Raw genomic sequence first — 13,981 nt, 5'->3', positions numbered from 1 at the left:
ATGAGGCTCGAGGGCAAGATCGCGGTCATCACCGGCGGCGGCTCCGGCATCGGCCGCGCCAGCGCCGTGATGTTCGCGCGCGAGGGCGCGCATCTCACGCTGGTCGATCGCGATGCCGGAGGCGCTGAGGAGACGCTGGCGCTGGTGCGTAGCGCGGGCGGTGACGGCAGCGTGCATGTCGGTGATGTCGGTGATGCGGACTTCGCCAAGGCGACGATCGAGAGCGTCGCCGCCGCGCGCGGTCGGCTCGACGTGCTGATGACCGCCGCCGGTTTCTCCTGCGGCGGCACCGTGGTGACGACCGATCCCGCCGATTGGGACGCCGTGTTCCGCGCCAATGTCGGCGGCACCTGGCTGTGGGCGAAGGTGGCGGTGCCGATCATGCAGCAGCAGAAGTCGGGCTCGATCATCACGGTGGCGTCGCAGCTCGCGGTCGCCGGGGGAAAAAGCAACAGCGCCTATATCGCGGCCAAGGGCGCGATCATCAGCTTGACGCGCACCATGGCCGTCGACTTCGCCACCGACGGCATCCGCGTCAACGCGCTGGCGCCGGGCGCGATCGACACGCCGCTGCTGCGCCGGAGCTTTGCCCGCCATGCCGATCCCGAGCCGGTGCGCGAAGCCTCGCGCCAGCGCCACGCCATGAAGCGCTTCGGCGAGGCCGACGAGGTCGCGGCGGCCGCGCTGTTCCTGGCCAGCGACGAGGCGTCGTTCACGACCGGCATCGTGCTGCCGGTGGATGGCGGATGGTTGGCGGCGTGAGCAAGGATCTGGCCGCGCTCACCGCGCAAGTCCGCGCCGATCTCGCAAGCATCGCGCATCCAAGCGCCCCATGGCTGAAGCCCGTCACCGGCCCCGATGGCCGGCCTGCGCTCGACGTGCTGCTCGTCGGCGGCGGACAATCGGGACTGGCCACCGCGTTCGGGCTGTGGCGCTCGCGCGTCACCAACATCCTGGTGCTCGACAAGGCGGACGCGGGACGCGAGGGCCCCTGGCTCAGCTACGCGCGCATGCCGACCCTGCGCAGCCCGAAGGACTTCACCGGTCCCGACCTCGACATTCCCAGCCTGACCTATCAGTCCTGGCACGAGGCGACATTCGGCGTCGACAGCTGGCGCGATCTTGACCTGATTCCGCGCGAATATTGGGCAGACTATCTCCGCTGGTATCGCGAGGTGCTCGATCTTCCCGTGCGCAATGGCTGCGAGGTGGTCGACATCGCGCCTGCTGCTGATGGCCTGCTGCAGGCGACGGTGCGCAGCAAGGACGGCGAGACGACCATCCTGGCCCGCAAGATCGTGCTCGCGACCGGGCAGGAGGGGATGGGCGACTGGAGCATTCCGGAGCCGCTGCGCCATCTGCCGCTGGCGCGCTGCGTTCATTCCGGTGCCGAGATCGACTTCGTTGCCCTGCGTGGCCGCCGCGTCGCGGTCATCGGCGCCGGCGCCTCCGCCTTCGACAACGCCGCCGTTGCGCTCGAAGCCGGAGCGGCACGAGTGGACCTCTTGTGCCGCCGCGCGGAAATCCAGCTGATCCAGCCGTATCGCTGGCTCACCTTCCGCGGCTTCCTGCGGCACTTCTCCGAGCTCGACGATTCCTGGCGCTGGCGCTTCATGCGCGCGGTCCTCGAACTCCGCGAGGGTTTTCCGCAGCACACCTATGATCGCTGCGCGCGCCACGCCGCGTTCCATCTGCACGAGGGTGCGCCCGTGACGGCCGCGCGCGACACCGCGGACGGCGTCGTGCTGCAGACAGCGAAAGGCGAACTCATCGCCGACTTCGTCATCAGCGCCACCGGGATCACGATGGATTTCGCGCAGCGTCCTGAACTGCGACGCTTCGCCGCGAACATCGCGCGCTGGTCCGATCGCTACACGCCTGACGAGAGCGAGCGCAACGACCGGCTCGGCGCTTTTCCCTATCTCGCCGACGACTATGCGTTGTGCGAACGCAACCCGGGTGAGACGCCGTGGATCAGCGACATTCACGTGTTCGCCATCGCATCCACCATGAGTTTCGGCGCCTCGGGATCATCCATCAACGCGATGACGACGGCGGTGCCGAAGCTGGTGCACGGGCTGACGCGCGGCTTGTTCAAGGCGGATATCGAGCAGCACTGGGCGGCATTCAAGGCCTATGATGTGAAACAGGCGACCGTGCACCGCGAGGCGTGATCGAGGTTGCAAGCGGCTTGTCGCGCTGCGTCATGCAAGACCTCTCGTCATTTCGCGTGGCACATGATTTGCTGCTGCGCTGGCGTCGCCAGTGACGGCTGGCAAGGCGTTCAGTTCCGATTCTTGGGACTATCGAAGCAACAGGGGGCGATGGATTTCATGATGTCGAAACGTTCGTTGTTCGCGGCGACCGCGTGGTTCGCGCTGACCTTGGCCGCGCCTGCAGCGCACGCGCAGAGCCGCGCGGAAACGCTGCGCTATGTCACCGGCGCGACCGTCAACACGCTCGATCCGAACATTCCGGGCTCGACCCGCGAGGCCTTTGCGCTGTCGATGTCGAGCTACGACCGGCTGGTGTCGTTCGGCCGCAAGCAGCTCAATGGTAAGTGGGTGTTCGATCTCGACACCATCACCGGCGAGCTCGCCGAATCCTATTCCGTCAGCTCTGATGGTCTGAAGATCACCTTCAAGCTGCGCCCCGATGCCAAGTTCCAGGACGGTTCGCCGGTCACCGCCGAGGACGTCAAATGGTCGCTCGACCGCTGCGTCACCGCGCCGATCCTCGGCAAGGCGCAGTTGCTGACGGGCTCGCTGACCTCGGCCGATCAGTTCAAGGTCATCGATCCCTTGACGATCGAAGTCACCCTGCCGAAGCCGGATAAGCTGGCGCTGCCGAATCTGGCGACCGTCTATCCGATCATCATCAACTCCAAGCTCGCCAAGGCGCATGCGACGGCTGAGGATCCGTGGGCGCTGAACTGGACCAAGGAGAACGCGGCCGGCAGCGGCGCCTATGTCGTCGAGACCTTCAAGCCCGGCGAGCAGGTGATCGCCAAGCGCAACGACGCCTGGAACCGTGGCACGGCGGACAAGCCGGCGGCGTTCAAGCGGCTGATCATCCAGTCGGTGCCGGAGCCGGCGACGCGCGCCAACCTGGTCGAGCGCGGCGATGCCGATCTCGTCCTCGACCTACAGGCCAGCGACGTGCAGTCGCTCGAAGGCAAGGGCAAGCTGAAGGTGATCTCGACGCCGCAATACAACGCGGTCACCTTCATCTCGATGAACAACACCCTCCCGCCGTTCGACAATGTCAACGTGCGCCGCGCCGTCGCCTATGCGCTGCCCTATGACGACATGTTCAAGGCGGCGCTGTTCGGCCGCGGCGCGCCGCTGTTCGGCGCGAGCTGGGCCGACGGCAAGCCGCCGAGCGGCGGCTATCCGATCCCGCAGCCGATCAAGCTCGACCTGGAGAAGGCCAAGGCCTATCTGAAGGACGCCGGCATGCCCGACGGCTTCTCCACCACCTTCAGCTTCAATGTCGGCCAGGCCGCGACCGCCGAGCCGATGGCTGCGCTGGTCAAGGAGTCGTTGGCCAAGATCGGCATCAAGGTCGACATCCAGAAGCTGCCGGATGCGCAGATGTCGACCGCGATCAACGAGAAGAAGCTGCCGTTCTTCACCGAGAGCATCGTCGCCTGGCTGCCCTCGACGGACTACTTCTACCGCAACTTCTACACCGGCAAGCAGCGCTGGAACTACTCCTCCACCGACAACGCCGAGCTGGAGAAGATCGCGCAAGAGGCGCGTTTCGAGGCCGACAAGGCGAAGTACGAGGAGCAGGGCAAGGCGCTCAACGCCATCCATTTCGACCAGATGTTCCAGATCCCGATCTGGCAGGCGGCACAGGATGCGGTGATGCAGCCGACGGTGGATGGCTACGTCTACCAGTTCACCCGCCAGGTCGATTATCGTAACCTGAGCCGGAAGTAAGACGACTGGCTCTGCTCAGGATCGTCATGGCCGGGACGAGCCCGGGCATGACGGAGTAACAAACCACGACTGGACCGGGGTCGTGAGAGTTTTGGATCGCGACAGGCGCTGCGGTTCAATTGACAATTGATCGAGTTAGGAGAACCAACAGACATGGGCACGATCGGCGCGACGTTGCTGCGGGCGGGACGGCGCTTCGTCTCGTCGCTGCCGGCGCTGTTCGGCGTCCTGGTCTTCACCTTTCTGCTGATGCGCGTGCTGCCGGGGGACCCGGCCGTGTTCTTCGCCTCCGGCCCGAATGCCGGCCAGGAGGAGATCGAGGTGATCCGTCGGCAGCTCGGGCTCGACAAGCCGCTGCCGAACCAGCTCGCGATCTATCTCACCGATGTCGCCCGCGGCAATCTCGGCCGCTCGATGATGACCGGGCAGGCGGTGTCGAAGGATCTCAAGGAGCGACTGCCGGCCTCGCTGGAATTGACCTTGACGGCGCTGCTGATCGCGCTGGTCTCGGCGGTTCCGCTCGGCGTCATCGCCGCGCTGCGGCCGGGCTCGGCGGTCGACCATGGCGTGCGGCTGTTCTGCTCGCTCGGCGTCTGCGTGCCGACCTTCGTGTCGGGACTGCTGCTGATCTACGTGTTCTATTATCTGCTCGGTTTCGCGCCCGACCCGACGGGACGCATCGATATCTTCACCACGCTGCCGCCATCGCGCACCGGATTCCTGATCATCGACTTCCTGCTCGCCGGCGATCTCGACGGCTGGTCGGCGGCGGCGCGGCAATTGATGCTGCCGGCCGTCACCATGGCACTGTTCGTGATCGCGCCATTGGCGCGGATCACCCGCGCCTCGATGCTGGTGTCGCTCGGCAGCGACTTCGTGCGCACCGCGCGCTCGGTTGGATTGTCCTGGTGGCGGATCGTCGTCACCTATGCGCTGAGGAACGCGATCCTCCCGGTCATCACCATCGCAGGCATCGTGTTCTCGACCATGCTGGGTGCGAACGTGCTGGTGGAGAAGGTGTTCTCCTGGCCGGGTGTCGCCTCCTACGCGCTCGATGCGCTGCTGGTCTCCGACTACGCGCCGGTGCAGGGTTTTGTCTTGCTGATGGCCACGATCTTCGTGATCGTCAACCTCGTCGTCGATCTGCTCTACGGCATCGCCGATCCCCGCGCGACGGTGGCCTGAGCATGACCACGATCGAGACCTCATCCACTTTGCGCCACACCGCCTTCGTGCTGCGCGGCAATCCGGTTACGGCGGTGGCAGCCAGCGGCGCGCTGCTGCTGGCGTTGATCGCGCTATTCGCGCCGTGGCTCGCGCCCTATGATCCTGTCGCCTCTGACGTGCCGGCCGCCTTGCAGCCGCCGAGTGCGGCGCACTGGTTCGGCACCGACCAGCTCGGCCGCGACGTGCTGAGTCGCCTGCTGGTAGCGAGCCGGCTCGACCTCACCATTGCCGTGACCGCGGTCGCGGTGTCGTTCGCGATCGGCTCCGTGATCGGCGCGCTGTGCGGCTATGGCGGCGGCCGGCTCGACAAGGCAGTCGGCCGCTTTGTCGACGTGCTGATGGCGTTCCCGCTGTTCGTGCTGGCGATGGCGATGGTCGCCGCGCTCGGCAACCGCGTCGAGAACATCGTGATCGCGACCGCGATCATCAACCTGCCGTTCTACATCCGCTTTGCCCGTGCGGAGGTCAACATCCGGCGCAATCTCGGCTGGGTCGAGGCCGCGCGCGCCTGCGGCGAAAGCCATGTCGCGGTCGTGCTGCGCTTCCTGTTGCCGAACGTCTTGCCGGCGATGGCGGTGCAGATGTCGCTCAATCTCGGCTGGGCGATCCTGAATGCCGCGGGTCTCTCGTTCATTGGTCTCGGCGTCAAGCCACCGACGCCGGAATGGGGCATCATGGTCGCCGAGGGCGCGCGCTTCATCTCGACGGGGCGATGGTGGCTGGTGGCGTTCCCGGGCCTTGCATTGATGAGCGCGGTGCTGTGCTTCAACCTGCTCGGTGACGGCCTGCGCGACATCCTGGATCCAAGGATGCGCACATGATGTATCCTTTTACCACTGCAAGCGGGGCGCATCCGAGGATGCGCACGTGACCGCGCCTTTGTTGGAAGTCGAGAACCTCAAGGTCACCTTCTCTACGCGCCGCGGCCTGGTCGAAGCCGTGCAAGGCGTGTCGCTGTCGCTGCAGCCCGGCGAGATGCTCGGGCTGGTCGGCGAGAGCGGCTCCGGCAAGTCGGTCACGGGCTTTGCCATCACCCATCTGCTCGACAAGGCCGGCCGCATCGCCGACGGCCGCATCCGCTTCAAGGGCCAGGACATCACCCGCGCCGGCGGCGCCGATCTGCGCAGCCTGCATGGGGCTGCGATGGCGATGATCTTCCAGAACCCGCGTGCCGCGCTCAATCCGATCCGCACCATCGGCCAGCAGATCGCCGATGCCATCCTCGCGCATCGCCGGCTGTCGCGGCAGGAGGCACAGGCCGAGGCGCTGTCGCTTTTGAAGGCCGTGCAGATCCGCGATCCCGAGCGGCGCATGGGCGCCTATCCGCACGAGCTGTCCGGCGGCATGTGCCAGCGCGTGATGATCGCGATCGCGATCTCCTGCAGCCCGCAGCTGTTGATCGCGGACGAGCCGACCACCGGCCTCGACGTCACCACGCAGAAGGTGGTGATGGACCTGCTCGCCCGGATCGCCTCGGAACGCGGCATGGCGACGATCCTGATCACGCATGATCTCGGACTTGCCGCGCGCTATTGCTCGCGCGTCGTAGTGATGGAGCAGGGCAGGCTGGTCGAGGAGGCCGCGCCGCTGACCTTGTTCCACCGGCCGCAGCATCCCTACACCAGGCGCCTGGTCGCGGCCTCGCCGACGGCGACCTCGCGGGTCGAGGACCTCGTGCCCGACGGCGACAAGATCCCGCTGGTCGAGGCGACCGAGCTGCCGCCCCTGCCGCACGGCACGCCGCCACTGCTCGACGTCAAGACCATCGCCAAGCGCTTCGATGATGGCACGGTCGGTGTTGCCGATTTTTCGATGACGATGCGGGGCGGCGAGAGCGTCGGCCTGGTCGGCGAGAGCGGTTCGGGCAAGAGCACGACCTCGCGCATGATCTGCCGCCTGATCGACCCCAGCGAAGGCGAGATCCTGTTCGACGGCCAGGCGATCGGTCAGATCCCGGCGCGCGACTTCCATCGATCCGAGTTGCGCAAGGACATCCAGATCGTCTTCCAGGACCCGAACGACAGCCTCAATCCGCGCTACACGGCATTCGACTGCATCGCCCATCCGCTGTTGCGGCTGATGAACATGCGCAGTGGCGACAAATTGCGCCAGCGCGTCGAGGAATGCGCCGACCGCGTCGGGCTGCCGCGCGAGCTGCTGTCACGCTTTCCGCATCAGCTCTCCGGCGGCCAGAAGGCGCGCGTCGGCATTGCCCGCGCGATTGCCTGCCGGCCCCGGCTACTGGTGCTGGACGAGCCGACCGCCGCGCTCGACGTCTCCGTCCAGGCCGTGGTGCTGCAGCTCCTCAACAAGCTCAGGCGCGAGGACAATCTCGCCTTCCTGTTCGTCAGCCACGATCTCAACGTCGTGCGCATGATGTGCGACCGCACCATCGTGCTGCGCACCGGCCTGATCGTCGAGCAGGGCGAGAGCCGGGCGTTGTTCGCCAATCCGCAGACCGACTACACCCGCGAGCTGGTCGACGCCGTCCCCCACATCGCCGCGCCGATGGCCCTGGCGCCGGTTTGAGGAGAAGCTGCTGCCGCGGGCGTAACTCGGCCGTCCTGTTCGCGGCCGCTAGCAGCCTCGGCAGACTGAGTTGACCTTGCTCCGTGCCTGCTCGTCATTCCAGGTCCCCTCGACGGCGAACACCAACTCGGCCGTCAGCTTCATCGGTGAACCGAGATCCGATGGCATTTTCGGAAACGGTTGGATCGCCTTGAGCCAGGTGACGGTCTGATCGTCGATCGCTTTCGCGCCGGAGCTCTTGGTGACCTTGGCGTCGACGAGGCGGCCGTCGCGGTCCAGCGAGAACGTAACGACAGATCGGACCTCGCTCGAGATGTTGATGTCGTCGGGCAAGATGTGCGGATAGACCCGCAAGTGCTGCTGCACATCGGAGCGATAGGCGATTTCCTGGCCTGAGGTCTGGGCAGTGGGCTGCCATTGCAGGTCGACATAACCAATGCGCTTCTGCATGCCGAGATTGAATGTCGTTTTGGCTTCGTAGGGTACGTTCAACTCATCCGGGACCCGCGGAAACGGTCGCATGCGCTTGAGGCTGGAGAGAATGTCCGCATCGTCGACACGCGAGCCGGAGCTCTGGTCGACCGTTGCATTCAGAATCTTGCCGTCGCGGTCAATCGAGAAGACAACCCCGACTTGAACGGCCTTGTTCTGCAATCGTAATGGGATCACCCAGCCATTTTCCATGATGTGCTGGTAGAGCTGACGCTTGAACACCAATTCGTCTGCAAGCGCCGAGCCCGATATCAAATGGAGGAGGACACAAAGACTGACGAATCGCATGCAAGCCCGCCCGCTGATTGGTGAGCCATTGTAGCTTGCTCTTCTGGCGCTGTCGCGGACAGTTCAGACCCGCGCTCTGGTGCGTTGTCGATCGATGGGCTACGCGGAGAGAGTTCCCGGTTGGCTGTGATGCTCATCGCACGTCGTTTCGCGATGCCGAACCGAAGGACGGCGTCCCGCCGCCCCCAAACGCGCGAAGCTATCCTTGCCGTTCGATGTCCGAAAATGTTTGACGGCCGAGATCAATCAAGGTTCCTTCGGCTCCTGCGGGATGCTGGCGAGGGCTGCAGCGTGAGGCAGTATCCCAGGCCAAGCTCGTGACGCGAGGCCGTGAGGATCAATAGACCAGCCGGATTGCAGCATCGGCAGTCCGATTCGGGCGGAGGTGGACGACATGGAACAGACGTGGCGCTGGTTTGGACCGGAGGATCCCATCACCCTGCCGCAGGTGCGTCAGACCGGAGCGACCGGCATCGTCACGGCGCTGCATCACATTCCCTATGGCGTGGTGTGGAGCACCGAGGAGATCATCAGGCGCATCGGCCTGATCGAAGGCGATTCCTCGCTGCGGCTGCGCTGGAGCGTGGTCGAGAGCCTGCCGGTCTCGGAGGCCATCAAGCTCGGCGAGGGCGACCTCACGTCGTTGTTCGACAATTACCGCCAGTCGCTGCGCAACCTCGCCGGCTGCGGTGTCACCACCGTGTGCTACAATTTCATGCCGGTGCTGGACTGGACCCGCACCGAGCTCGCGCATCGCCTGCCGGGCGGCGCCACCGCGCTGCGCTTCGACATGGATCGTCTCGCGGCCTTCGACTGCTACATCCTGCAGCGCCCCGGCGCGGAAGCCGATTTCTCCGCCGACGTGCTCGACCGTGCGAAGGCCTGGGTGGCGCAGGCCTCCGAGTCCGACAAGGACCGATTGCTCGCGACCATCATGGCAGGCCTGCCCGGCGCCTATGACCGCTACGACGTGCCCGGCCTGCGCCGCATGCTGGAGAAATATCGCGGCATCGGCCATGCCGAGCTGCGCGCCAACTATGCGCGCTTCCTGCGCGAGGTGGTGCCGGCGGCCGAGGAATGCGGCGTCAGCCTGTGCGTGCATCCGGACGATCCGCCGCGCGACCTGTTCGGCCTGCCGCGCGTGGTGTCCTCGGCGGACGATCTGCAGTTCATCGTCGATGCCGCCCCTTCGAAGGCCAACGGCATCACCTTCTGCACCGGCGCGCTCGGCGCGGGCGGCCAGAACAACGTGCCGGCGATGGCCGAGCGCTTCGCTCCGCACATCCGTTTCGTGCACCTGCGCAACGTGACGAAAATGCTCGACGGCTCGTTCATGGAGGCGGAGCATCTGCGCGGCGATGTCGACATGGTTAACGTCGTCACAACGCTGCTGAAGGAGCAGGCCCGCCGCAAGGCCGAGGGCGACCCGGACTGGCGCATCCCGTTCCGGCCCGATCATGGCCATGAGCTGGCCGATGACGTCGGCCGCGGCACCCATCCGGGCTATCCGCTGGTCGGCCGGCTCAAGGGATTGGCGGAGGTCCGCGGCGTCATGACCGCGGTGGCGGCCATCAACCGCTTGCCGGTCTGATCGGGTCGTGATCTAGGATCGCCGGACAAGATCAGGACAGGGAGACCGGCCGATGCGTGCCGTCGTGATTCACGCCCCCAAGGACCTGCGCATCGACAGCTTCCCGGATCCGGCGCCGGGCGCCGGCGAGGTCAGGGTCAAGATCGCGGCCGGCGGCATCTGCGGCTCGGACCTGCATTATTACCACCATGGCGGCTTCGGCACGGTGCGCATCAAGCAGCCGATGGCGCTGGGGCACGAGATCGCAGGCCACATCGCCGCGGTCGGCGCCGGTGTGACCGGCCTGTCCGAGGGCATCCGCGTCGCCGTCAATCCGAGCCTGCCGTGCGGGACCTGCGCCTATTGCCGCGAGGGGCTGCGCAACCAGTGCCTGGACATGCGCTTCATGGGCAGCGCGATGCGCGATCCCCACGTCCAGGGCGGCTTCCGTGAATACGTAACCGTCGACGCCGCGCAGGCGGTGCCGATCGCGCCGCAGCTCTCGCTCGGCGAGGCCGCGATGGCTGAGCCGCTGTCGGTGTGCCTGCACGCCGCCCACCAGGCCGGCTCGCTGCTGGGCAAGCGCGTGCTGGTGACCGGCTGCGGCCCGATCGGCGCGCTGTCGATCCTGGTCGCGCGCTATGGCGGTGCGGCCGAGATCGTCGCAACCGATGTCGCCGAGGCGCCGCTCGCGGTGGCGCGCACGCTCGGCGCCAGCCAGGCCCTCAACGTCGCTGCCGAGCCAACGGCGCTCGATCCCTGGCGTGCGGGGAAGGGCACGTTCGACGTGCTGTTCGAAGCCTCCGGCAATCAGGCGGCGCTGCGGGGCGCGCTCGACGTGATGAGGCCGGGCGGCGTCATCGTCCAGCTCGGGCTCGGCGGCGAAATGACCTTGCCGATCAACACGCTGGTCACGAAGGAGCTGCAATTGCGCGGCACCTTCCGCTTCGACCGCGAATTCGCGCTGGCGTTGCGGCTGATGGGCGAGGGGCTGCTGGACGTCAAGCCGCTGATCTCGGCGACGCTGTCATTTGAGCAGGCTGTCGATGCCTTCGAGCTCGCCAGCGACCGCAGCCGGTCGATGAAGGTTCATTTGACGTTTTGATGGATGGATTGACGCCGATGAGAGTCGCCTGCATCGGAGAGTGCATGGTGGAGTTTGCGCAGGAGGACGGCTCGCTGTTCCGGCGCGGCTTCGGCGGTGACACGCTCAACACGGCGCTCTATCTCGCCCGGCTGGGCGTGGCGACGTCCTACGTCACGGCGCTCGGCGACGATCCTCTGAGCGCGATGATGCTGGCAGCGTGGAAGGCGGAGGGCATCGACACCGCTGACGTGCTGCGGGTCGAGGGCCGCGTCCCCGGCCTCTACATGATCGAGCGCGACGCCAAGGGCGAGCGCAGTTTTCTCTATTGGCGCGACCGCGCGCCGGCGCGCGAACTGTTCGATCGCGCCGACCGCGACATGCTCGACCGGCTCTCGCGCTTCGACTGGATCTATCTGTCCGGCATCAGCCTGTCGCTCTATGGCGAGACCGGCAAGGCCAAGCTGCGCGAGCTGCTCACGGTGGCGCGCAAGCGCGGCGCGCGCGTCGTGTTCGACGGCAACTACCGGCCGCGCGGCTGGCCCAGCCCGGAGGTAGCGCAACGCGCGTTCCGCGCGATCCTGCCGCTGGTCGATATTGCGCTGCCGACGCTCGAAGACGAGCAGATGCTGTTCGGCGATGCCGATGCCTCGGTCTGCCTGCGCCGCTTCAAGGATGCCGGCGTGGCCGAGGTGGTGGTCAAGCGCGGGCCGCGCGGCTGCCTGATCCATGCCGATGGCGTGCTGGTGGACATCGCGCCGCCGGCCGTGCTGAAGCCGATCGACACCACGGCGGCCGGCGATTCCTTCAATGCGGCCTATCTGGCCGCGCGCATTAAGGGCGCGCCGCCGCGCAAGGCGGCCTTGGCGGGCCATCGGCTCGCCGGCGCCGTCATCATGGCGCCGGGCGCCGTGATCCCGGCGACCGCGATGCCTCGTGACATTCTGGCCATGAGCGAGACGTGATGAACAATTCGGACAAGCGCGCAAAGCTCGATGCCGTGTTTGCGCTGGCGCCGGTGATCCCGGTGATCACGATCGAGGATGCCGCGCACGCGGTGCCGCTGGCGCGGGCGCTGGTCGCTGGCGGCCTGCGCGTCATCGAGATCACCCTGCGGACGCAGGCCGGGCTCGACGCCGCGCGCGCGATCATCGCCGAGGTCCCCGACGCGGTCGTCGGCATCGGCACGGTGCTGACGCCGGCCGACTACGAGCGCGCCGCCCACCTCGGCGCCGCCTTCGCGATCAGCCCGGGGATGTCGATCGGATTGCTCGATGCCGCCAATGCTGGCGAGCTGCCGTTCGCGCCCGGCATCCAGACGCCGTCGGACCTGATCGCCTGCGTCACCCGCGGCTATGAGCTGGTGAAGTTCTTCCCGGCAGTGCCGGCCGGCGGCCTTGCTGCGCTCGATGCGCTCGCCGGGCCGTTCCCGAGCGTGCGGTTCTGTCCGACCGGCGGCATCAATGCCGGCAACGCTGCGCAGTGGCTCGCGCACAAGAAGGTCGTGGCGATCGGCGGCTCGTGGATCGCGCCTGCCGCGGATATCAAGGCCGGCGTGTGGGCCGCGATCGAGCAGCGCGCCCGCGAGGCGACGAAGCTGCGCTGAACACCGCAACAACTTCAAATGTCACTTTTGTCGGTGCACGATCGCGGGGACATAGAGGTAATTAGGTAGTATATTCGTTTGCTTTTCAAAAAGTATTACAGTCAAATAATATGACTAGTCAGGCCCGATGTTCCGTGGAATAACGGCCTCGTCAGCCATCGAGGCTGCGTCAACGGTGCGAAGACACCGCTGCGAGCGGTGCCGCGCCAAGATACTTTGTGGGAGAAACGCCTGATGACCCTGAAAGCCCTCTTTGCGGCCTCGGCAACGGCCGCCTTGCTGCTCGCTACCTCCGCCAGCGCCGCGGAACTGACCGTCGGCTTTTCGCAGATCGGATCGGAATCCGGCTGGCGCGCCGCCGAGACCTCGGTCTCGAAGTCGGAAGCCACCAAGCGCAAGATCAATTTGAAGATCGCCGACGCGCAGCAGAAGCAGGAAAACCAGATCAAGGCGATCCGCTCGTTCATCGCCCAGGGCGTCGACGCGATCTTCCTCGCGCCGGTCGTGGCCTCCGGCTGGGATGCCGTGCTGAAGGAAGCCAAGGAAGCCAAGATCCCGGTCGTGCTGCTCGACCGCGACATCGATCCCTCGGGCAAGGACCTGTATCTGACCGCCGTCACCTCCGACAGCGTGCATGAAGGCGCTGTCGCCGGCGAGTGGCTCGCCAAGACCGTCGCCGGCAAGGACTGCAACGTCGTCGAGCTGCAGGGCACGGTCGGCGCCAGCGTCGCCACCAACCGCAAGAAGGGCTTCGACTCCGTCGTTGCCAAGAACGCCAACCTGAAGGTCGTGCGCAGCCAGACCGGCGACTTCACCCGTGCCAAGGGCAAAGAGGTGATGGAGAGCTTCATCAAGGCCGAGAACGGCGGCAAGTCGATCTGTGCCGTCTATGCCCACAACGACGACATGATGGTCGGCGCGATCCAGGCGATGAAGGAAGCCGGCCTCAAGCCGGGCAAGGACGTCCTGACCGTCTCGATCGACGCGGTGCCGGACATCTTCAAGGCGATTGCCGCCGGCGAGGCAAATGCGACCGTTGAGCTGACGCCGAACATGGCTGGCCCGGCGTTCGATGCGATCGTTGCCTTCAAGGAGAAGGGCACCACGCCGCCGAAGTGGATCCAGACCGAATCGAAGCTCTACACCTCTGCCGACGAGCCGATGAAGGTCTACGACAGCAAGAAGGGCCTCGGCTACTGAGCCGCAGCTCTCGCCGTCGTCCTGGTCAGGTGAGCAGTTTG

General features: G+C 66.3%; 12 protein-coding genes. 11 read left to right on the top strand and 1 reads right to left on the bottom strand.

The features are described from left to right. The 6 genes from ACQR1I_RS28910 (at position 1) to nikE (ending at position 7,700) form a co-directional block, all read left to right on the top strand. Positions 1-762 (top strand): SDR family oxidoreductase, encoded by a 762-nt coding sequence (locus ACQR1I_RS28910; protein ID WP_434868713.1) that lies wholly within the window; start codon positions 1-3, stop codon positions 760-762. Continuing rightward, complete coding sequence (locus ACQR1I_RS28905) at positions 759-2,174, top strand: NAD(P)-binding domain-containing protein (RefSeq protein ID WP_434868712.1); 1,416 nt, start codon at positions 759-761, stop codon at positions 2,172-2,174. Before ACQR1I_RS28910 ends, ACQR1I_RS28905 begins: the two co-directional genes overlap by 4 nt. 150 nt (positions 2,175-2,324) lie before the next feature. Then, positions 2,325-3,944, top strand: a complete 1,620-nt coding sequence (locus ACQR1I_RS28900) for an ABC transporter substrate-binding protein (RefSeq protein WP_434868711.1) — start codon at positions 2,325-2,327, stop codon at positions 3,942-3,944. A 153-nt stretch (positions 3,945-4,097) separates the two neighbouring features. Next, positions 4,098-5,129 (top strand): ABC transporter permease, encoded by a 1,032-nt coding sequence (locus tag ACQR1I_RS28895; RefSeq protein WP_434868710.1) that lies wholly within the window; start codon positions 4,098-4,100, stop codon positions 5,127-5,129. 2 nt (positions 5,130-5,131) lie between these two features. After that, positions 5,132-5,992, top strand: a complete 861-nt coding sequence (locus ACQR1I_RS28890) for an ABC transporter permease (RefSeq protein WP_434868709.1) — start codon at positions 5,132-5,134, stop codon at positions 5,990-5,992. A 46-nt stretch (positions 5,993-6,038) separates the two neighbouring features. Continuing rightward, on the top strand, positions 6,039-7,700 hold the full coding sequence (gene nikE / locus ACQR1I_RS28885; protein ID WP_434868708.1) for a nickel ABC transporter ATP-binding protein NikE: 1,662 nt from the start codon (positions 6,039-6,041) through the stop codon (positions 7,698-7,700). Positions 7,701-7,748: 48 nt separating this feature from the next. Here nikE and ACQR1I_RS28880 read toward each other — a convergent pair whose 3' ends face one another. Next, entirely contained in the window at positions 7,749-8,480 is a 732-nt protein-coding gene (locus tag ACQR1I_RS28880; protein ID WP_434868707.1) for a TonB family protein, read from the bottom strand. Between the two features lie 394 nt (positions 8,481-8,874). On the opposite strand from ACQR1I_RS28880, the gene uxuA reads away from it, so the two are divergent. The 5 genes from uxuA to ytfQ all read left to right on the top strand — a co-directional run bounded on the left by uxuA (position 8,875) and on the right by ytfQ (position 13,940). Further along, positions 8,875-10,071 (top strand): mannonate dehydratase, encoded by a 1,197-nt coding sequence (uxuA, locus tag ACQR1I_RS28875; protein WP_434868706.1) that lies wholly within the window; start codon positions 8,875-8,877, stop codon positions 10,069-10,071. Positions 10,072-10,123: 52 nt separating this feature from the next. Beyond that, positions 10,124-11,155, top strand: coding sequence for an L-idonate 5-dehydrogenase (locus tag ACQR1I_RS28870; RefSeq protein WP_434868705.1), 1,032 nt, complete (start codon positions 10,124-10,126; stop codon positions 11,153-11,155). Between the two features lie 17 nt (positions 11,156-11,172). Further along, positions 11,173-12,099 (top strand): sugar kinase, encoded by a 927-nt coding sequence (locus ACQR1I_RS28865; protein WP_434868704.1) that lies wholly within the window; start codon positions 11,173-11,175, stop codon positions 12,097-12,099. Further along, positions 12,096-12,740: a bifunctional 4-hydroxy-2-oxoglutarate aldolase/2-dehydro-3-deoxy-phosphogluconate aldolase gene (gene eda / locus ACQR1I_RS28860; protein WP_434868703.1), complete on the top strand. Its 645-nt coding sequence runs from the start codon at positions 12,096-12,098 to the stop codon at positions 12,738-12,740. The genes ACQR1I_RS28865 and eda overlap by 4 nt, the downstream gene beginning before the upstream one ends. Before the next feature lie 234 nt (positions 12,741-12,974). Continuing rightward, complete coding sequence (gene ytfQ, locus ACQR1I_RS28855) at positions 12,975-13,940, top strand: galactofuranose ABC transporter, galactofuranose-binding protein YtfQ (RefSeq protein ID WP_434868702.1); 966 nt, start codon at positions 12,975-12,977, stop codon at positions 13,938-13,940. Positions 13,941-13,981 lie beyond the last annotated feature (41 nt).

The organism is Bradyrhizobium sp. HKCCYLS2038, from assembly GCF_051167655.1.
In the GTDB taxonomy this organism is placed as follows: domain Bacteria; phylum Pseudomonadota; class Alphaproteobacteria; order Rhizobiales; family Xanthobacteraceae; genus Bradyrhizobium.
The sequence above is the reverse complement of the archived record's forward strand: the minus strand, read 5'-3'. Positions and strand labels throughout refer to the sequence as shown.